The organism is Dyadobacter ginsengisoli DSM 21015, assembly GCF_059568735.1.
Genome location: NZ_JCANTY010000002.1, coordinates 159,058 through 181,102 on the forward strand (window position 1 = coordinate 159,058; position 22,045 = coordinate 181,102).

The window sequence follows — 22,045 nt, forward strand, 5'->3', positions numbered from 1 at the left end:
TTCTCATGACGGTGAAATTTAAAGGGTTAGATTCAAACCAGCTAAAAATAGCTTCGTGGACGGGTACGAGTTTATCGAAGATCCTGCCTCTGTGTCCCACCCTTTGAACTTTGTGAAATTGAGCGGATTGTTAAGTGTGACATACACTCGCAATGACTGCAAGCCAACTTTATGGGCGGTCTTTGGAGCAAAATCATGGGATAACGTTACGGTGCGCAAGCGGACGTAAGATCCATCGACATATCCCAGGGTATTCAGGTTGGGGTTACTGGTGCCGATAGGTAGCGGGCTTGGATACCGCGCATTCGGATTGTCCGGCGTCCAGTAATCTATAAAATCTGGAATATTGTAACGGGAATTTAGGTTATCGAGATTGGAAGCATAAATAGGGCTATTGATCATGAACTTTTGCCGTGTGTAAATAAAAAACGAGAATGACCACCCTTTGTAGCTGAATGTGTTCGTCAGGCCTCCTGTCCATTTCGGAAATGGGGATCCCAGGATAACACGGTCGTTGGCGTTAATGATCCCGTTGCCGTCCACGTCCTCGGCCTTCACTTGTCCAACCGTCCGGCCGTAGCGTTTAGCCTCGTCCGCCTCCGACTCCTGCCAGATTCCGGTATAGCGGTTGTCGTAAAACACCTGAATAGGTTGCCCAATAAACCAAGCATTCCCCACATCGTTCTTACCGTCGCCAAGCAGTTTGTGAATCTTGTTCCTATTGGCTGAGAAGTTGACATCAGTCGTCCATTTAAAACCGGACGGGCTATCGATATTGACAGTCTGCATTGTAACTTCAAAACCTGTGTTACGAGTAGATCCGATGTTTGTCATGATGTTGCTATAGCCGGTAGTTGGGGGCAAGGATTGGCTTAGCAAAAGATCATCTGTTTTCGTACGATAGTATTCGAGCGATCCCGTCAATCGGTTATTGAATAGCCCAAAATCAATACCGGTATTCAGTTGCCGCGAAGTTTCCCACCGTAAATCGGGGCTAGGCAACGTGCCGGGGCCAAAGCCAAGTGCCGGGTTTGAACCAAAGAGGTAAGAAGACCGCGTCAGAGAACCAATGGTCTGGTAAGGTGTAATCGCCGTATTGCCTACCTCGCCATAACTTATCCGCGCTTTCAGGTCACTCAACCAAGATGTTTTGGGAGCCCAACTTTCTTCGATTATTCTCCAGGCGAAAGCTGCCGAAGGGAAAAGTCCGAATTTGTGTTGCCTGCCAAAACGTGACGAACCGTCGATACGCGTGGCCAATGTCAACAGATAACGATCTTTTAAGCTATAATTTACCCGGATCATATATGAAAGAAGCTTCCAGTCTTCTGATCCCGTATCATAGTCCTTGATCGTCCCACTTGAAAGCTTTTGCCATTCAACCTGATCCGTTGGAAAACCCTGGGCGCTAACATTGGTATAATTATATTTTCGGCTTTGGATACTGTGTACGAAAGTCACGTCCAGCTTGTGAATGTTCCTGAAGGTGTTATTATACCGGATAATATTTTCCAGTGTATATGAAAATGACTCTGACCGGTTGCTCTGTCCCTCATCGAGTGCCCCCTTTTTTGCATTGGTTTCAGAGCCGATATAACGTCCGTTGTTATTAAAAGTGAGATCGGGGCCGAAATTCAGTCTATAACTAAATCCCTTACCAAAAGTCATTTCGGCAAATAAACTCCCGAAAATCCGGTTGGTCCATGTTTTGTTTATATTATTGACTATATCGGTTAATGGATTAACAACCAACTGCTCGCTTTGGGTAGGGAATAGTAGCAGATCACCGTGCTGATCGTAAACATCGCCTAACGGACTGATCTGAGATGCTGCCACCAACGCACTCCCTACATCAACGGTGTTGGTTAAACTGCGTGTCAGAAGAGACGAGACACCAACTTTTAGCCGCTTACCCACCTCATGATCCAAATTGACCCGCAATGAACCTCTGTTAAAATCAGATGGCGCAATAATGCCTTTCTGCTGAAGGTAATTCATCGAGATCAGAAATTTGGTTTTATCGCTGCCCCCCGCCAGGCTCAGCTGGTGATTTTGCTGAGGAGCACTTTTTGATAGTAATAGATCCTGCCAATCCACCGATTTCCCTGCCTGGTAGTTTGCTATTTCCTCCGGTGCTAAGATAGTGTTGAGATCCTGTCGACGCTGGGCCGTTTTTCGGAAATTCACAAAGTCCTCAGCCCCCAGCACCTCCACCTTATTGAGAATGGATTGGAAGCCGAAGTAAGAATCGATGCTTATGGTAGTCTTCCCTGCACTGCCTCTCTTGGTTGTGATCAGTACTACTCCGTTTGCTCCACGTGATCCGTAGATGGCAGTTGAGGAGGCGTCTTTGAGTACTTCGACCGACTGGATATCATTGGGACTGATCTGGTTTAATCCCCCGTCGAACGGAATCCCGTCGACCACATAAAGTGGGTCATTTCCTGCCTGGATGGACCGTTGCCCCCTGACCCGGACCGTCATCCCTGATCCGGGCGCATTGCCAGCCGCAACAACATCGACACCCGCGGCCTGGCCCTGTATTACCTGTTCGGCAGATACTACCGGTACGGCTTTTACTTTCTCGGGAGATATCTGCGAAATGGCACCGGTTATGTCGCTCTTGCGTTGCGTTCCGTATCCTACCACCACTATTTCCGATAAGGCCTTGACGTCTTGTAAGAGGACAATGTCGATCTGACTAAGAGACCCAACCTGCTTTTCCTGAGAAACGTAGCCCAGAAAACTGAAGACGAGTGTGCTTTGGGGATCGGCGACGGAAAGCTTATATTTTCCGTCTATGTCGGTTATTGTTCCATTGGTGGTCCCCTTCTCTGTGATATTCACTCCGGGAACGCCTTCGCCTCTGTCATCGGTCACCCGCCCGATAATCTCCTGCTGATTGATTTCATCCAAAAAAAACTTGTGTGGGTGGCCCGTCGCAGAAGCTACGCCGAACCCCGGCATAAACGAACAACAGCCGACCAGGGCTATTTCGCAGCATTTTTTTTTGATAAGTAGAACATTCTTTTTCATAATATATAGGGATAAGAAAGATCTTCGTGATTCTGCCAGAGATTCGCCTTAGCATCATCATAAACTTTTGGTTTGCAAAAACAATAGGACTATTATTTGATTATATTGTTTTAAGCCAATACAAAGGTAGTCCGCCAAATCAGGACAAAATGAACGGAATTAGCCGATGCTTAAACTATTTTAGCAACTATTTCAGGTGATGACAGCCTTTTAAGTTAGAATAGTGGTTACCATCGGGATTCCACCTGCGATGAGCAAGAACATTGCTTGCGCAAATGGCGCAGCGATTAAAGCAAGATTAGGCGCGTAACATCCGGATACAAACAAGCGTCCCGTTCAGGATCGAGGGACTAAGTTTTCCAGCTTTGGGTGTAGAGAAATCAGCAAACATGGGAGCCGCCACATATTTACGAAAGAGGCCCATCAGAATGCCCGCGGGCACAGATAGAAAAAGTCCACGTGGAAACGCTTCTTCTTTCGCGAACTGTCATACCTATACGTAAAATCACTGAGCAAGATTCTGCCAACTACAAGCGCGACTCCGGAGAATAGTAGCAACGCGTCACCGACCGGATCATCCAAATAATTCAGCACTACACCCCACACCAGCGCGATGCCAATACCGACTGGAAACGCGACCGCCATACCTGCCAGTGCAAATGTAAGCTACAAAGTATTTCATCCCTAAGGCGCCACCAATAAAGCTGCCAGTCCTCTCGTACTCCGTAACATCGGGGGAAGTATCGCAGCGGACATATTCTCGTCAGTATTTATTCACCGAAATTAAATGTAACCCTTTTCCCAGATAGGCAGTCTTATAGGCATATCAGCAGAAGCCTGCCTTTGCAATGCAACATAACATTTAGATCCCTTTCCGTAACAAACCCGTCAAATACTAAACAACACGCTGATGCAATCTTTTAAACAATTCCGTCTGTCCAAATACAAAGAGATTCTGAGGATGCACTTAAACCTGTTAACCTTGCTATTTTGTCTGATTGCTTCCCCGGCAAAGTCACAAGGACCTGTTAACACGATGCCAAATATGGACGACTCCCTTGCGGTCACACGCTGGCTGAAGAAAAAGAATGTTCCGTCCCTGGCTGTTGGTTACATTCAAAACGACAAAATCAAAACTATTAAGATGTTTGGTGAACTTCAACCCGGTATTCCCTCACAGGAAAAAGCAGTATTCAATGTGGCTTCCATTACCAAAACGATAACCACCATGGTGACGCTAAATCTGGTCAATGCCGGGAAGTGGAAACTGGACGAGCCGGTAGCACAGTATTTCACAGATCCCGATATAAGGGACGACCCCAGAAGTCGGCAACTCACGACGCGGAACATTCTTACACACCGAACTGGGTTTCCAAACTGGCGCACCGAATTACCAGGAGGAAAGCTGGCTTTCCAGTCCGATCCGGGCACCAGGTATCAATATTCGGGAGAAGGGTTTGAATATTTACGGCATGCGTTGGAAAATAAGTTTCATCGTCCTCTGGACAAACTAGCCGACTCAATCATCTTTACGCCACTTGGATTAACCGACACGCGCTTTACCTGGAATGTCGCCGATGACCATCGTTTTGCCTATCCTTTTGATGCGGCAGGAAAGCAGTTGGAAATTATAAGAAATACAATGCCTAATGCGGCCGACCTGTTAAAAACCACCATAAACGATTACTGTAAGTTTGTCCTATGGATTCTTGATGGCGCAGGGTTGAAGAAAGACTTGTTCGAAGAAATGGTCAGCCACCAGGTCGAAAGAAAACCCGGTACTTACATGGGCCTCGGGTGGGTCCTATATGATCCGGTCGGAAACTCCGAATATGCCATGTCACACGGTGGTCATGACCCGGGCGTACATACCATTGCTATTATACTTCCCAAATCAAAAAGGGGGTTGGTGATCTTTACCAATTCGGACAATGGTATCCAGCTTTATCCTGATTTGCTGAACTATTACCTTGGCGCGCAAGGCCAGGCCATAGTGACAATTGAAACAAAAAAGTATCCCTGAGCCATTTTGATAAAAACACCGGTTCGGGTCTGAAAGCCACAAAATTATAATTTGCTGCAGGTGAAGGATTCACATTGAACAATTAAACACTTACCGGTATGCAATATCTCGAAAAAATTCAATTGTCATTACGCGCCTTTGAAAAGAGATTCTTTATTGAAAAAGCCGTTAGTTATAGAAATTCCACAACTAAACGACTCTCCGGCTGCCTTACGATAACAATGTATTGCCAGCTAAATGAATTTTTGCCGCAGGTGATCATGGTTAAAGATTGCAAACTTGCTTTTCAATTCATGCTGATCGTTGACATTCATTTTCCGATATATTCGCCTCTTGTAAGTGCTGATCGTATTGTTTTTTAATTTGAGTTCATGAGAAACTTCCTTGGTTGTTTTACCCTGCATCAGTGCTACCATGACAGAGCGCTCTCTATTTGACAAATTCTCTATTGATTCCAGGTACTTGCCCTTATCCCTGGTGTTACTGCGAGGGATGTCAACCTGTTGAATGAGCGCGTAGAGAAATTCAACATTCAGATACTTTCGTCCTGTTGAAATACTCGTAATTGCTTTGATCAGCTCAGACACCTCCGATTGACTGGATAAAAAACCGTCAGCACCGGCTCTCAACAACGGCAAAGCGTAAAGTCTCTCCGAAAACTTGGAATAGAATAGGATACTAAGGTCTTCCCTGCATGCCTTAAGAGTTGCGATCATGTTTATCGCCGACGTGCCACTGATATTAATCTCACTAATGACAATTTCAATTTGAACTTTGTCCAAAATCAGTAATGCCAGTTGAATAGTCTGGGCTTGAAAAAGCACATAGTCAGTAGAAATTTCATTCAAAGTATGTTGCATACCTTCATGCATCAGGGTATGCTCATGAATTAATAAAATGTTCATTTTAAGTAGTGGGTCTAAACGGTGATATTCACTGCTGCCAGTTAAATGCCGACTAAGGATATTTTTGAGATTGATTCTTTCAAGACATGCAGTCACGCCAGAAGGTCTTTCCGGCGCGATGCTATGTTCTTTACCAGAGTTATGGCTATTTACCGCGGACGAATTTGTGTGTGTGAACCGATCCGTCTGTGTGAATGAGGCGAAGAATGTAAATACCCGCATCGAGCTTGCTGATATCGATGGTACCGGACTGTACGGCGTCGGAGACGTAAACCCGGGCGCCCGACAGCTTATTGATCCTGACGTTTTTGACCCGTTTCCAGTCAACTACTTTCAGGTTTAGCACATCTTCGGCAGGGTTGGGGTAAATACTGCTGGTCACCAGGTTCTCGAAACGAACATTTTTAATGCTGCTGAATGCGAAAGTGCTGTCGCGATCGATCATTTTGAGGCGGTAAAGGTTGTTGCCGCTCACCGGCTGGAGGTCGGTAAATGCATACGTTTGTAGCACCTTGCTATCACCTTCGGATTTCACGTTCCCGATCGCATTCCACCGTTTCCCGTCGAGGCTGTGCTGGATCTCAAAACGGTCGCTGTTGGTTTCTTCCGAAGTAGACCAGGTAAGCTGTACCACATTTTCAGCGGCATTAGCCTGGAAGGAAATCAGTGTGACCGGAAGCGCGCCTGCCGGGCAGACGTTCAAGTCCAGCGGCGTAGTCAGGTCATAGCATTCGCCAGTCAGTGCCGCCAGATCATTTCCGACCGCCAGGCCTGACAGGCCTCCGGTGGTTTTGTAATTGATCCCGTAAACGGAATAGCTATTGACCTCCGTCACCTGGAAGCTGGGTGTGCTGCTGATGGTGCTGATCTTGCCGTCCGGGCCGAGCAGCAGGTATTGTTGGTTATAGTCAGCCCGGGTGTTCTGTCCCGAAGCAGTGAGCGCCAGGGTCAAACTACCGTCGGCGGCCAGCTCATCGGTACATTTGCATACGCCAATGCGGATCGGCGAAGAAAGCGCCGCGCAGGATGCCCCGGCAAGCAATGCGGAAACATTGCCGCCCACGGCCAGCGATGCCGGTGCCGGCCCCTGGTAGTTGAACGAATACACATCGTATTTGCCAGCTGTCAGATTTGCCAGCTGCTTGCTGGTGGTGCCGGAAAGGTACCGGATATTTCCCGCATCGTCAGTTGCAACTACGACGGTCGAGTAGCCAGCCGAAGTATTGCTACCCGCGATGTTGAAAGTGGGGCTTGCGCCCTCATTGTAGTTGCATTGCGCATTTGAGGTAGCGGGTAGCGATGCGGCGAGCAAAAAGGGGCAGAGCATCGAAAGCCATAACCTTACGCTCACCAATTGTCGTTTTTTGTACATTGATGTTTCGTTTGATTGAAGTTTATATTCTGATGCTTATCTGCTGATAGTTCCTGCGTTTGCAGCGCAATTTTCGACAGTGATTTCCTGGGTAGCCGCGGCGCTCGCATAAGTCCAGTTATCGATCATTCGGTCATTACCCCATTCGTTGGACCCGTTTCCGCTCCATCCATGAACACCTGTGGCGCTGTTGCTGTCGACACCATTAGTACCATTTTTTTGAGGTGTTACAGACGTTCTTCCTGCATCTGTCAAGAGGGTGTCATTCCAATATAGCAGGGTGGCATTCGCCGGATCGCCCGTCGTTCTGGTGATTTTAACCCCTGCCAGCAATTCAACATCGAGCATCGTGAAATGTACTTCCCCGGTTTTATCTACCAGTACCTTGGCTTTGATCGTGCTCCCTGCGGGAAGAGGTGAGCCACTGGCGCCGAGCCCGTCGAACGCAACAGTAATCGTATTGGCATTGGCAACTAAAAATGGAATACTCCGGTCGTTGCTTCCGCCGTAAACCCCGTCATTGTCCAGATCCAGTTGCAGTGTGGCAGTACCTATGTGGTCAGAAATTTTCAATGTAAAGTCTCCGGCCAGACTATTTGTACCGCTACCGGCCGAAGCATAGGCAAGTTCCGTCACCACAGGTCCTGATAAGGCGGGGTTCAGCCATTCACTTGTCATTTGATCCAGGACAGTATCCCATCTGGGGGCAGAAGCTGGTAGCGCCGGATCGGAAGCAGAGAAGAACAGCTTATTTTGAACGCCGCAGGTGGGTAGGTTGACATCTCGGATACCCAGATCTGCCGCCTCCGCGCTTCGGTAAACCGAAACACCGCAATCGTCTTTGGATGTTATTCCGAATTGGTCCGATGCGATTCTTGATGAAATACCATTATAGCCTTTAAAAACCACGTCATACTTGTGACCCGAGGGCGTGTGAAGGTAAAGGGGAATGTCAACGGGACTGGCCGTTGTACCTTGAGTAAGATTCAGTATCTCCATATAGACACGGCCTCCGATTCTGCTACCAGCAGGATCCGAAGCGTCGGACACCGCGTTAAAATCATACCGCCACGTGTTAAGCGTGCCGGTCAGGATCAGTTCTATGGTCCAGATACCTGCCGTTTGTGCAGTTGCTGTTATACTACCCGTGTGGGCCGCTCCGTCTGTACCGGATATCGTCTCGGTTGTACCGACCTTGCCCTGGGGAGAGTAAAACGAGTAAGCAATGAAGTTCGTCGAACTGTTACCAACCGCACTTTCGATCTGATAAGAAAGTGATTCCCCTTCTTTCAAATAAACGTAAGTATATTGCTTTGCCGGGATACCTCTAAGACCACCGACGAATATTTGTCCTGGCTTGATGGCAGGATCAAAGCCGATACCGTCAGCCTTTACCGAATCGAATACGGCTGTTGATAGCAGGAGTGCAGATGCCACGCAGCCCAGTCGCCGGCCAAGCTGCCTGACATCGGCTGCTTTATCTTTCATTACTTTGGAAAAGTGGATTTTCATAGTTGTTAGAATGAATTTTAACAACGAGGCCCGCAGCGAAAAGAGCTTCGGCTGCGGCCCCATTGTCGCTTATCCAGCGTTATGCATTATTTAATATGGACGAATTTGTGTGTGTGAACAGATCCGTCAGTGTGTGTGATGCGCAGGATGTAGATTCCTGAATTCAGCTTGCTTACATCTACTTTACCCGATTCAACCGGTCCGGAGCTGTAAACCTGCAAACCTGCCAGGTTGTCGATCCGGATGGCTTTCACCTGTTTCCAGCTGGTCACTTTGAGCGTCAGCTCATTGCTCACAGGGTTAGGATAAATGCTGCTTTCCAGCTTGCTTTCGAAACGAACGCTTCTGATGCTGCTGAATGCGAAGCTACTGTCGGCATCGATCATTTTCAGGCGGTACAGATTGTTTCCCTGAACCGTTTTCAGATCTGCGAATGAATAGCTTTTCCGCACCTTGCTTTCACCTTCTGCCTTCACGCTTCCGATTGCTGTCCATGCCTTGCCGTCAATGCTGCGCTGGACCTCGAAACGTTCCGAGTTGGTCTCTTCCGAAGTCACCCAGTTTAGTTCAGCGGCATTTTCACGTGCGGTGGCAGTGAAGGACACCAGCGTCACTGGAAGCGGTTTCTCCCAACGGATCGTGTAAGGCGCAGGTGGCGATTGCTCACCGGCCTCGTCTACATAAGCATATTCGAAAGTGGTACTGGTGTAGCCTGTTCCGGTCAGCTTGATGGTCGTCAATGCAGGGTTGTAGTTCGGGATCACTTGTCCTTCCGTGACCAGGATGCCGTTGTAATACAGTTCCCCGTTGTTCGGCAGGGTGGTGATCACCACGGTTCGGTCTTTGCCCGAGCCGTTCAGCGTACCATCCTCAGGGTCTGTACCGGTGAGTTGGCCTGGGGAAGTGGTTCCCGGACCAGTGCTTACATGGGTACCATCGAGGGGGATGATCTGGTTAATCTGCGGCTGGTCTATGATGTAGTCCTTCGAATCCGCAACCGGCGGCTGTTGCACGCCGAAGTTGGCATTGGTCACATCGGTGGTCGTTACCACGATGGCCGGTAAAATACCATTCACGGTTCCGTCGCTTCCTGCATCCGTGCCCAGGTGCTCGCCAGTGTTGATCCAGCCGGTTGGCAGGCTTGGCGTCGTCGAACCAGCTGCTGTTTGGTGCAATACCACGCTGTACGTGCCCGGTTCTACCTCATCGAAGTCATAAGAACCATCTGCATTTACCGGAACGGTTGCGACAGGGTTACCAGCATTGTCTACGAGAGTCACGTACAAACCAGTCGGAATAGTTGTCACAGAACCCGGGGTATTGACAGTGTTATCCGTCAGTGCATTCGCATCATGGAACACATTACCTGACAGGTGAACTACAGGGGTTGTGAACGGCTTGGTGACAGTACTTTCGTTGCTTTCCAGACCGCCATTGTCGGTTACTGTAAATGGCACGGAAACAGTCGGGTTGCCATCCACTGGGTCAATCAGTATTTCCAGACCAGTTACAGGAACCGTTACGCCTGTTACTGGGAATACCTGCTGGCCTGTTCCTGGCGTTTCGCCCGGGGCTACGTAGGTTGTTCCGTTGATAGTTACAGTCGTGACGTTCTCAGGGAATTCGGTGAAAGTGATCGTTTCTACCGTTCCGTCCGGATCCTCGAAATTGAAATCATCCGAAATGTCTACGGTCAATATTCCGCCAGGGTTTGGTGAAGACGGCAGCGTTTCGTCAGTCGTTACCGGCGGCTGCTGTACCCCAAAGTTTGCGTTGGTCACATCGGTAGCAGTTACCACAATGTTTGGCAGAATACCATTCACCGTTCCATCGCTTCCCGCATTCGCGCCCAGGTGCTCGCCAGTGTTGATCCAGCCGGTTGGCAGGCTTGGCGTCGTCGAACCAGCTGCTGTTTGGTGTAATACCACGCTGTACGTGCCTGGCTCCACATCACCAAAGTCGTAAGTGCCATTTGCATTCACGGGGACGGTGGCAACCGCATTGCCGGTGTTATCCACCAATGTCGCGAACAATCCGCTTGGAATGGTAGTCACCGAGCCTGAAGTATTGACCGTGTTGTCCGTCAATGCATTCGCATCATGGAATACATTACCTGAAAGGCTTACGGTTGGGATCGTGAAATCAGCGGTTACGGTGCTGACGTTGCTTTCCAGGCCGCCATTGTCGGTCACAAAGAATGGAATTTCCACTTCCGCACCGCCATCGACAGGGTCCACCAGCACAGACCAACCTGTTGCAGGAACGGTCAGGTTACCACCCGGCCAAACCTGCTGACCTCCTCCCGGTGTTGTTCCCGGCGCCACGTAGGTCGTGCCATTGATAGTGATCGTGGTCACATCCTCAGGGAATTTTGTGAATGTGATGGATTGCACAGCTCCGTCAGGATCGGTCAGGCCGAAATGCGAAGTAAGGTCTACAGAGTTTGTACCTCCAGGGTTTGGCTTGGTAGGCTCAGTGCCGCCAATGGTTACCGGAGGTTGCTGTACGCCGAAGTTCGCATTGGTCACATTGGTGCCCGCCACGGTGACGCCGGTGAGGATACCGTTCACGGCCGCATCGCTACCTACGCCCTCGCCCAGGTTCTCGCCCGTGTTCACCCATCCCGCGGGAAGGCTTGGCACGGTAGACCCAGCCAAAGTTTGGTGTAATACGATGCTGTAGTCGCCGGGAGTGGTTACACCAAAATCATAAGTGCCGTTAGCATTGACTGGCACTGTTTTTACTGCCGCACCCGTGTTATCCACCAGGGTCACATAAAGACCGGTCGGGATCGGGTTAGCAGAAGTTGTGTTGACAGTCACATCTTTCAATGCATTGGCATCGTGGAATACGTTACCGGTCAGCGTTACCGGTGCAAAACATGCCTCAGGTGCATTAACTGCCACATTAACTTGTTTCACCAACTGGCATTGACTTACATTGTCGGTTACGGTAACCGTGTAAGTTCTTGGAGAACCAGTCGAAACAGTCGGATTGGCAACGAATGCATTGGAAAGACCTACCGATGGTACCCATACGTAGGTATAGTTACCAGAAGAAGTCACATTCAAAGGCAGGGAAGCCGAAGTACCCTCACAAAGCGCCACATTGCCAACAGTAGCTGCAATGGTATTTGGATTAACCATAACCACCACTTCTTTGTAGTTGCTGCAACCGGTGTTCAGGTTGGTCTGCGTCAGACGGTAAGTCTGGGTAGAAGTAGCGGCTACGGTAGTAGAAGTACCGGTTGGGTTGGAAACGCCGGCCAATGGGCTCCATTGCCAGGTCGTGTTGGCAGCGGGAGTGCCAGCCAATGAGAGCGTCGCAGCGCCGCCTTCACAAATCGCGGTGTTACCGGTGATCGCGAAATCAGCAGGAGCGTTAAGCGTTACGACCACCTGGTCGGTCGTGGTACAGCCGTTTAATGTCACGCTAACTGTGTAGGTTGTCGTTGTAGTCGGCTTCACGGTAGGCTGGGCTACGTTGTTGGCGCCTACGATACCAGCGCCTGTCCACGAGTAGGCAGCGCCTGCGATGGCGGCGGTACCGATAGTTGTGGATTCACCAGGACACAGCGTAGGATCCGAACCAGCATTGGCAGAAGGCGTCACCTTCACTTCATCGGTGAAAGTACAACCACTTGCCAAAGTGACGGTTACGGTGTAAATGCGTTCCTGGGTTACAGTGGCAGTCGGATTGGCAACTGTAGTGCTGCTTAGTCCCGTTGCAGGTGCCCATGCGTAGGTAGCGCCCACAGGAGCGGCAGGGTTTCCGGCAGCGCCGTAACCAATCGCGATCGGGCCAACCGGACAAACATTCTTGTCAATCAGTTCAAGTCCTGTTACAGGGTTCACCGTGAGTGTTACCTGGTCGGTCATCGGGGTATTACAACCCGGGAAGCTCACCTTTACCACGTAAGTAGCGGTTGCATTCGGAGTGGTCACGGTCGGATTAGCCGCCGTATTATTGCTCAAACCGGTTGCAGGCGTCACGCCATCAGCCATAAACCACTCGTATTGTGCAAATGGCTCCGCGTCGCGGCCCAATTGCGCAGGTACGCCCTGGCAGGTTGCTTTGGCGGCACCGGCATATTCTCCGGTTGTAACAGTATTTCTGAGCACAACCGTATCCTTGTCCATACAACCGGTCAGTGGGTCGGTTACGGTCAGAATGTAGGATTGTGGTGTCGAGAAAGCGAATTGTACCTGTGGTTGCGCGTCGCTTGGTCCGGTGCCGTTGGTCCATGCCGTGTTGGATGGTTCCCATGAGTAGGTCCAGCTGGTTCCGGCAGGGGCAGCGGAGCCAAGTGTGACGGTAGATCCGTTACAAACCGCGCGGTCGTTTCCTGCATTGGCTACTGGAGCAGGCGGAACAATTATGGATACAGTGTCTTTGTTCACACAACCCGACGCGGTTTCCTTAATAGTTACGTAAAATGCCCGCGTAGAAGCCACATTGGCGATAGGGTTGGCAATGTCCGTTGCGCTAAGGCCTGCTGCAGGCGTCCATGCGTAGGTAAAGCCCGCAACAGGTGTGGTACCGATCTGGATAGCGGTGCCCGGACAAGTATATTTATCAGGTGCACCAAATACCGGTAACGTCCATCCCGGAGGATTGATCACGATCGATTTCTGGCAGGTGACGGATGCATCGTACTTGCTGGTTACAGTCACGGTAATGGTAGCCTGTGCCGAAGAAGTGATGTTTACACTCGATGCATTCGGATTGTCTACCAGATTGGCAGGGCTCCATGAAAAGTTATAATCCGAAGCGGAAAGGGTCGTTCCTAGTCGAAGCGCGGTAGCGCCGAATACTTTCGGACAGCCTTGGCCCGAAAGCGTTACGATTTCAAAATCGCAACCGCCTCCCGTACATGGTTCCACATCTACGTCTGCTGAGCAACTTACTCCATTCAAAGTCACGGTACGACGGAATTTAGTCACACCGCTGTTGCTTTTCAGGTAGGCATTCTTGCCCTTGTCGGAAGTTTGCAGCACCGCGCCATTACCCGAAACGACGGTCCATGTGTAAGTAGTACCAGGCGCGTTGTCTTCGTCTGCGTGCGTAACCCACAGTGGGCCGCATTTCAGCTCATTCTGGAAGCTGATGCGCGAGTTGATTACCGATACCTTCACATCGTCGGTGAATGCGCACCCCGCTTTTACGGCAGTTACGGTGTAGCTGATATAACCACCGGTAACTGCTGCTGTTCCCGCATTGAAAGTCGGATTGGGAACCTGTGAAGCGGAAAGGTATTGGCCGGATGTCCAGGTGTAAGCAAATGTATTATCCGCTGTGCCCCCCAAAACTACGGTTGCGTTCTTACAAATAGTTTTGTCGGTTCCTGCAAATACAGGCGTGTTGTTCGGCGCGCTGACCGGCGTTACAATCACATCATCGGTAGAAGTACAAGTGGCGCCACCTTTGCGTGTCACGGTTACCGTCAGGCGGTAAGTCGTGGCGACCGTTGGAGTAGCGATAGGCTGGGCACAAGTAGTACAACTCAATGTAGACAGCGGACTTCCTGAAACCACCGTCCAGTTGTAAGTTACCAGAGGGCTTGCCACAGGCTGCTTACCAAGCTGTACGCCTCCCGTACCCTGGCAGATAGATTGGTCGATACCTGCATTGGCAACAGCCGGAACGAGGGTCACCTGATCGATATCCTTACAACCTGCCGCATCGGTTACCTGCAAGGTGTAGGTCGTAGCCTGTGTAATTGCCGGCGTCGTCCATGCGGCGGTACTTGCGCGCAACGTTCCCGTGCTAGTGCTTCCTTCAAACCACTGATAGTTATATCCCGTGGTTCCGCCTGTTGCCGAGCCGTTCAGTGTAACGGTGTTCGAGCCGGGTCCGCAGACATACCATTGCGGGCCATCCGCATTGGCGATCGGGGACACATCGGCGTTGATGAGCACGGAGGCCACGCTCGACGAGTCGACGACTACCTGATTACAGTAGTCGCTGTTGACTTTAACCAGACGGCGATAGTAAACGGTCGCTTGCGAAGCCAGTGGCTGTAAATCTTTAAAAACTTCGCCTGGAAGATTTTCCCACGGGCCTGTTGCCGAAGAAGATTTCTGCCATTGATAGAATAGCTTCCGGGCGTATCCTGCGGGAGCCAAAATGCCCACGGCATTTCCTGTAACTATACCAGGAATACCGAGAATACAGGCTGTTTGGCTGGCCGGGCTTAATGTGCTTGACGAAACAGCAAAATTGGCGGGCAATTCGCCCATATCAAATTTGAATATTACTCCATCGTAGGTGCCACCCGCATGATTTTGCTGGTAGGCATTCGAAGTGGACAGATTACTGCTCCCGGCCTCGGCATAGCCTCCTACGATGATACTTCCACCATCCCCAATGGCCAGATTAGAACCTTTGGAGGCACTGTTTAAACTTGATAAGTTTATATTATTGGCAATATAATCGTTTCCGGCACCGCCCAGATAGGTTCCCCAAATTCTCTGCCCGGTTGATGGATCGAACTTGTTGATAAAGCCGTCATATTGTCCGCGTGGGTTGATCTGATACGAGCAATCCGAGGCCAATTCCGAACCTGACGTGTTACTTTGTCCGAGGATTATCAGGTTTCCGGTGTCGTCCTCTGTTACGTCGAGAGCCATGGTTTCTCCACTTTGGCCACCAAGATAGGTACCTCGTAAATAGTGACCATTGATGTCAAAAGTTGTCCAGAAACCGTCTTGGGCGGCGCTAATTGCGTTTCGATATGCGCCGCCGGAAGCTATTCCTGTTGCACTGGTAGTAACGCCCACAGCCTGGATCAATCCGTTGGTTTCGTCCAACTGGATGTCCTGGATCGCTCCCTGATAAAAACGCCCCCAAAGGCGTGCTCCGTTGCTCCCTGAAAACTTTGCAAGATATCCATGATCGCCGGAAGCGACGGTGCCTTCTCCCACATTTGCCGGTAAATTGCCGTCGTAACTAACGTTCTCACTTGCATATCCTGCGACATAGGCGTTGCCGCTAGTATCTAGCCGGAGCGCAAGGCCAGCAGGATAATCATTAAGAGACTTTACTTCTGCCCCGGCGACAAAGGTGGCCCATTGCCTTACTCCGGCAGCATTAAACTTCACAAGAAAGCTGGTTGACGAGCCACCTGTCTGGCGGAAAGTGCCTGCTGTCGCTGTATTTCCGGGATCGTTGGTTTGTATAGGGAAGGTGTTCAGCTCAGAGCCACCGAAAGCGAATATATTTCCGGCTGCATCCACACGTACCGTTTCAAGAAAGCAATTACGTACACCTCCATAGTAGGTGGCCCAATTGCGCTGGCCTGTACCTGCATCAAACTGTGCCAAAATGCCTGGCCTTACAACAGTAGGTGGTTGGGTGAGATAAGTACTTTGATGTGTTCCGGCAGTACCAAGTCCGGTGCTGGCAGATTGCCCTGCGATAAACAGCTTCCCATTGTGGTAGGTCAACCCATAGGCTTCATCGGCGGCGCTGCCACCATAATAGGTAGCCCAAAGACGCTGGCCCGATGCGCTAAATTTAGCGATAAAAATATCAGATACTCCTGCCATCGAAGTCTGATAGGAGCCCGAACTGGCAATGTTAGCGGTACTGGTGGTCGTCCCGGTCACGTAAATGTTGCCTTGAGGGTCTGTGTCGGTTGCCATGATCTGGTCTGCGCCGGTTCCTCCATAATAGGTGGCCCAACTCAGATCAGGTGTCGGGTCGATGATCAGCGTTTTGCTTTTGTCGTATGCAGGCACGTTAAATGCGTACAAATCGCCGTCCAGCGATTTGTAGTTTACTTTCACAGCCTTTCTCGTCTGAGCCAGCCAGCTCGCGGGGATTTCCTCGCTCAGCTTTCCGTGGCGCAGGTTCATCACGACCTTTCCGTTTTTCAACATGGTCTGGTCGGCGCCCTTGTATTTTAACCGGATCAATGAGGGATCTGCCTGCGGATGTACAATGAAGTTGTATTCAACTGGTTTGTCATTCCCCGCAACGGCAACAAATTCAAGGTCGATCCCGGGGTAAATGTTTTGGTAGGTAAGCCGTTGATATTGGTTGATACCATAAAACTCTCCCGTCCCGTTGACCACGTTCCGCGGAGATCCGATTGGCTCCGCGGCCGCTATTCCCGCAGATGGGTTGGCTCCCTCCAATTCGATATCGACGCGGTGAAAAGCGTATTTTCCGCCGGAAGTACGGGAATAGGTGTCGTAACTAAACCCGGTCGCCCGGAGTTGTACGTTTAATCCCGGCCTGGTCAACAGGTATTTGGCCAGCCTGTTGGGCCTGCCTGCCTGGTCGAGTAACTGACCTTTGTTTTCCAGGAAGCCTGTCTGTTCCCGGGTAATCCACTCTTTCGCATTCTTGTCGTTTGGAGAAGAATGCGATTGTCTGGCCTGATCGATCCCGGAAATCTGATTCCCGGTGGCTCCTCTTGCAAGGGGCGCTTTTTGGGCACATAGTACATGCGCTACCAATAGCCAGCAAGCCAATATCAATTGTAATGGTCTTTGCATGTTTAGTTGAATTGAATGAAACAATGGACGGATGAAATAATTGCTTTGGTTTTTTGTCATAGGCATCGGGGATGTTGTGAGGAAATAATGAATGGACATACCTATCCGCTCAGGAAAATGCGCTTCCTGCTGAAGGTATCTGGTAATAGCTCCCTGGAATGGGTAACGGTTATGTGTATACTGCTTCTCTAAATTTCCAAATCAGAAATCAAATTACTTTGATACGACAAGTCCTATATTTTAAAAGTATATGTCTTCTGATGGCAAAACTATATCGACATGATGTCAGAAAATATAGTCAGAAAGCCTGCTGGAATAGAAAAATGACTACAATGAAGCGAGGGGGAACGTAAGACAGAAATGGGCACCATTATCGTTGTATGCATAAATGTGCAGCCCCAGCATATCGGAGATCTCCTTAATGATCATTAAGCCCAGCCCTTCATATTCTTTTGGCACTGCATCTTTTGCTCCGTGAGCGGATGAAACATTGATCCATTCCAGCAAATTTTCCGGCAGCCCGGGTCCGGAATCCGAAATCATCAAAACCACCCGCCCGTTCTTATCCTGGCAACGCATCAAAATATTGGCTACTACTGAGGCCTTTATGGCATTGTCGATCAGATTATGTATAATCACGGAAAGGAGCTTGGCATTGGTATAAACTGTTTCGTGCCCGGATACATTTATTGAAAAGTTGACTTTGCGGGCCAGCAGAATGTGTTTAAACAAATCGGCCTTTTCTGTAAGCAACGGCGAAAGACGAACGTTTTGAAAGGAGATTTTGGCATCCTCAAGTTCTGATTTGGTGAATGTCACCATCGTGTCCAGGAGGTTGGAGATTCGTTTGCTGGTCGACTTTATGGCATCAACCACCTCGAAGGCATTGTCGACCCGGCCAGCTTGAAGCAAACTGTGGATCAGATCGCTCGCATTGCCGATGTAGTTAACCGGGGCACGCACATCGTGAGAAATTGAAGCTATCATTCTGACATGCAACCTGAGCTGGTGCAGAAGTGTGTCCTCTGAGCTTCTTAGCGAGGCAAGCATTTCGTGTAATTCCAGCGTTCGCTCAATCACTTTTGTTTCGAGTTCGATATTACGAAGTTGAAAACGCCGTGTCCTGAATACCAATAACATCCAAAACAATGCCACAACTGCTATCAGCATTGAAATCCGAAAGAGCCAGGTTTCATACCATTCGGGCGCAACTTGAATCCGAATGGACCTGTAAACATAATTTGAATGACCTAAATTGATTCTCTTTCGCAAAAAAAGGGTGTATTCTCCTGCCCCCAGACGTGATAAGTTCACAAAGCCATCGATTGGATCTATCCGTGCCCAATCAATCGCTTTGGGCTCCCGCCCATCGTTTAGCAGTGCGTAACCCAGCTCTATATTGTTTGGATGTCCAAAGAATGGCGTTGTCAAAAAGAGCTTGACCTCATTGTACTTCTGGCTTAAGATCAACACACTGTCGCGAAAAGGAATTGATTTACCGGCTGCTTCAATTCGGTCTATAAACAATGGTCTGTCCGGTGATTTAACCTGCAATTTCTCGGGCTTAAACCATACTAAGCCATTCAAGCTAGGGATGGAAACATAACCGTTATCAAGTCTTACAGCGCAGGGCCTGCATCGTCCGTTAAATTCGTTGGTCAGAAATCCGTCGTCCGAATCATAATAACGATAGGCGGGAGAATTCTGTTGATCTCCTGCCGCATATCGGAGCAATTCCTGTTTGCTTATTTGAAACAAACCCTTATTTGTGGGAACCCAGAAAAATCCGGCGCGATCCTCAAAAATATAGTGAGCAGATGACAAATACTGCTGAGGATCCATCGGGAAAGGCGTCAGAATGCCGTCTTTCAGCAGCATTAACCCGCCATCATGGCTGGTGATCCACAACTCGCGCTTTGTGTTCATGCCAGGCGAGATGTGAAGGCTCCCCACATCGCGGCCAGCAGTCCCCCGAATGTGCCGAAGCTTATGCGTAAAAAGTGAAAATTGAAAGAGGCCGTCGTCAGTTCCTATCCACATCTGATCAACAGTCGGCTGAACGATAAAATTGAGTTGCGTAGCAGGTAAATTCAGATTAGCAACCAGTCGCGGTTCGGACGGAAGCTTGTGAGCGTCAATGATAAACAACAGGTTCCGTGCCAATGCTACCCAAATTGTATTATTAAAACCCATGAATATATCCGAGACCCTATCTTTAAATGTCCATTGATTTTGAATATACTTTCCGCTCTTATCAAAGCACGTAACTGTATTTTCCTTAACTGTCCAAGTATTCTTATCGTTGTCAACCAGAATGCGAAGGCCATCCATTTTACTTCGCACACCAACTCTTCTTTCAATATGTTTCCATTTTGATCCCGGGTCCTTCCCCAGGACCAATCCTCTGGGGGTCTGAATGGTATTGCTACCAAATTTCTCCTGAGCATAAAATACATTATCCCAACCACCTCCTTTTGCCAGCACGGAATAGAACATTTTCTTCTTTAATACAAACAAGCCTTTTGTTCCGCTTCCTAAATATATTACTCCATTTGAGGGGTCCTCATAAATGTTTATAACCAAATTTTTACCAAGATCAAACCCATCCAAGATAAGCCTTGTACTAAGAAATCCTTTATCATCTTCGACCACCCGGTATATTCTATTTTTCAATGAAACAAACACCTGATTCATGGAATTGTTCCAATATATTAAAATTGGCACCTTAGTGTCGTCAAATAATTCATCTTTAATAATATCCCCCACAAAATTTCTTTTTTGAATAGAATCCAATGGCGCCTCTTTGATTTTGCTTGTAACAACATCTAAGTAAGTTTTGTCATTATTTAAATAAAAAAGTGAAGATCCTAATCGAAAATAGCTCCAAGTTTTTAATTTATATTCATGGTGATTTACTATTTTCCAATTCCGAAAATGATACACAAAACTCTTCCCTAAAACAAAAAACTCTCCCTCCATTTTAGATACCTGAATAATGTAAATATCCGGAAAAAAGAACGGGCTGAATCCATCCGGGAGTCCCATTGAAAAATAAACGGATTTATAATTCCGAATCGAGTCAGGGAGCAGATCGAGAATTTGCTTGTAGTCTACTGTGTCGGAATGTATATGTGCGTTCGAAGTGCTAACAACACTACGATTGTTAATATCAACATAAAACTTTTTAAATGGACTTCGCGCACTTCGGTGTATATACGAAATACGGTTGGAAGGAAGATCACTATTCGATTTATTGAACACCTGAAATTTTTGTCCATCAAAACGCACTAATCCATTTTCTGTTCCCAGCCAGATAAAACCGTCATCGTCCTGGACGAGGTTTTTAATGCTGCTTTGCGGCAATCCTGATTTATCATCATAATGACTGATAAAAAACCGGGAAATGTTCTGCGATTCGTCTCCGAAGGAAAAGGCCCGCAATGTGGTGAGTGAAAGGAACAGGCAAATGACATTGACTTTGAATCTGGAAGGCATGGGTGGTTTTAAGCAATTAGCGAAATCGTGATTGTAGATTAGTACTCGCATCAATCCGGGCCTTGTAAATCAGATATATGATTTTCGTCATTTTTTTTCCGGATTGTTTTAGCGTCCGCTATTACATCTACTTTTCAGTACAAAATACTACACTGTCGCAAAACTCAGATTTTTTTTTCAAACTTTTACTAGTAGCTTTTCGCTGAAAATGTAGAGACTTGCCGGCTGCGGCGTGACTTCTTGTTTGAGTTAATGCGTAAGACGCGCAAAATACAGGTTTTAAAACAGGTGTGATCTGTTAAAATCTCCTGCTAATGTAGAATATATTTGTCAAGAGCGTAATGAGGCCGCGTACAGGGATGTAGATTTTCATGAGTTTAGATAGCTGGTAGTATATTTTCTACTTTTTTAAAAAGCCGCTTGTATACCTTTGAAGGGGTGTTTATTTGTGTTCATATATGAAAAGGTTTTTAATTGTTGAAGATCAGGTTTTGTTTCGCATAGGCCTGGAAGGTACGCTCAGAAAAATGGTCGCAAAATCTCAGATTCATTGTGTTGACAACTTCGAAGATGCTGTTGAAGTGCTAAGCAACAATAAAGTAGATTTAATGATTCTAGATCTGGGCATTCCAGGATCGCCAGGCTCCGGTATGATCCAGGCATTCCGGGAAATGCAGAAAGATTTGAATATATTGGTTTGCAGTGGAAGAGATGAGCTTTCTAATGCTCCGATGTGCATTAGTGCCGGTGCTTCCGGTTATTTGTCAAAAAATGCCTCTGAAGAAGAGTCATTCAGAGCTATTGAAATGGTAATCAACAAAAAGAAATACGCCAGTAAGGTTGTCGAGGAAAAAATATTGAATGATTTCATGCACAGAAAGCCTCAATCCACTGGCATTAAAGAAGTTTTATCTCCGAGAGAGCGTGAAATTATGGACCTGGTACTTCAAGGTTATTCGACTAAGGCTATCGGGAGTGAATTGCGTATCAAATATTCGACAGTCAGTACACACAAGGTTCGTATTTTTCAGAAAATGAATGTTAAGAATGTGATCGATTTATTTAAAAAGATAGAAAGTCAGTTTTCAGGTTATTTGAATAATTGATGCAAAGTTGCATTGGGCAATGCCGAGAACTTTGTGTGGCACTATTAATGAATGATTTAGGTCATGTTATTTTTCACGGGGCAATTCTCAGTTTT

At 48.2% G+C, this 22,045-nt stretch carries 9 protein-coding genes; 2 read left to right on the forward strand and 7 right to left on the reverse strand.

All coding sequences use genetic code 11. The features are described 5' to 3' along the window. Positions 1–18 precede the first annotated feature (18 nt). Positions 19–3,036 (reverse strand): SusC/RagA family TonB-linked outer membrane protein, encoded by a 3,018-nt coding sequence (locus tag BP71_RS07110; RefSeq protein WP_496377873.1) that lies wholly within the window; start codon positions 3,034–3,036, stop codon positions 19–21. A gap of 423 nt (positions 3,037–3,459) precedes the next feature. Next, entirely contained in the window at positions 3,460–3,681 is a 222-nt protein-coding gene (locus BP71_RS07115; RefSeq protein ID WP_496377874.1) for a hypothetical protein, read from the reverse strand. Positions 3,682–4,081: 400 nt separating this feature from the next. Between BP71_RS07115 and BP71_RS07120 the strand changes: the two genes are divergently transcribed. Beyond that, a complete protein-coding gene (locus tag BP71_RS07120) occupies positions 4,082–5,059 on the forward strand; it encodes a serine hydrolase domain-containing protein (protein ID WP_496377875.1) in 978 nt (325 codons plus the stop codon). A gap of 233 nt (positions 5,060–5,292) precedes the next feature. Here the strand turns inward: BP71_RS07120 and BP71_RS07125 are convergent, their stop codons facing one another. The 5 genes from BP71_RS07125 to BP71_RS07145 form a co-directional block, all read right to left on the reverse strand. Then, positions 5,293–5,964 carry a LuxR C-terminal-related transcriptional regulator gene (locus BP71_RS07125; protein ID WP_496377876.1) on the reverse strand — a complete coding sequence of 224 codons (672 nt, stop codon included), beginning with the start codon at positions 5,962–5,964 and terminating at the stop codon, positions 5,293–5,295. Between the two features lie 145 nt (positions 5,965–6,109). Beyond that, positions 6,110–7,336, reverse strand: a complete 1,227-nt coding sequence (locus BP71_RS07130) for a T9SS type A sorting domain-containing protein (RefSeq protein WP_496377877.1) — start codon at positions 7,334–7,336, stop codon at positions 6,110–6,112. Between the two features lie 36 nt (positions 7,337–7,372). Beyond that, positions 7,373–8,848, reverse strand: coding sequence for a hypothetical protein (locus tag BP71_RS07135; RefSeq protein WP_496377878.1), 1,476 nt, complete (start codon positions 8,846–8,848; stop codon positions 7,373–7,375). 86 nt (positions 8,849–8,934) lie between these two features. Further along, on the reverse strand, positions 8,935–17,349 hold the full coding sequence (locus tag BP71_RS07140) for a DUF7948 domain-containing protein (protein ID WP_496377879.1): 8,415 nt from the start codon (positions 17,347–17,349) through the stop codon (positions 8,935–8,937). Positions 17,350–17,676: 327 nt separating this feature from the next. Further along, positions 17,677–20,844 (reverse strand): sensor histidine kinase, encoded by a 3,168-nt coding sequence (locus tag BP71_RS07145; protein WP_496377880.1) that lies wholly within the window; start codon positions 20,842–20,844, stop codon positions 17,677–17,679. Positions 20,845–21,302: 458 nt separating this feature from the next. Between BP71_RS07145 and BP71_RS07150 the strand changes: the two genes are divergently transcribed. Then, complete coding sequence (locus BP71_RS07150; protein ID WP_496377881.1) at positions 21,303–21,950, forward strand: response regulator; 648 nt, start codon at positions 21,303–21,305, stop codon at positions 21,948–21,950. Positions 21,951–22,045: the final 95 nt, after the last annotated feature.

What these genes read in the sequence shown, in the direction of transcription:
- BP71_RS07110 (WP_496377873.1), bottom strand. Translation starts at nt 3,036, where the DNA reads ATGAAAAAGAATGTTCTACTTATCAAAAAAAAATGCTGCGAAATAGCC.
- BP71_RS07145 (WP_496377880.1), bottom strand. Translation starts at nt 20,844, where the DNA reads ATGCCTTCCAGATTCAAAGTCAATGTCATTTGCCTGTTCCTTTCACTC.
- BP71_RS07115 (WP_496377874.1), bottom strand. Translation starts at nt 3,681, where the DNA reads ATGGCGGTCGCGTTTCCAGTCGGTATTGGCATCGCGCTGGTGTGGGGT.
- BP71_RS07150 (WP_496377881.1), top strand. Translation starts at nt 21,303, where the DNA reads ATGAAAAGGTTTTTAATTGTTGAAGATCAGGTTTTGTTTCGCATAGGC.
- BP71_RS07140 (WP_496377879.1), bottom strand. Translation starts at nt 17,349, where the DNA reads ATGCAAAGACCATTACAATTGATATTGGCTTGCTGGCTATTGGTAGCG.
- BP71_RS07130 (WP_496377877.1), bottom strand. Translation starts at nt 7,336, where the DNA reads ATGTACAAAAAACGACAATTGGTGAGCGTAAGGTTATGGCTTTCGATG.
- BP71_RS07135 (WP_496377878.1), bottom strand. Translation starts at nt 8,848, where the DNA reads ATGAAAATCCACTTTTCCAAAGTAATGAAAGATAAAGCAGCCGATGTC.
- BP71_RS07125 (WP_496377876.1), bottom strand. Translation starts at nt 5,964, where the DNA reads ATGAACATTTTATTAATTCATGAGCATACCCTGATGCATGAAGGTATG.
- BP71_RS07120 (WP_496377875.1), top strand. Translation starts at nt 4,082, where the DNA reads ATGGACGACTCCCTTGCGGTCACACGCTGGCTGAAGAAAAAGAATGTT.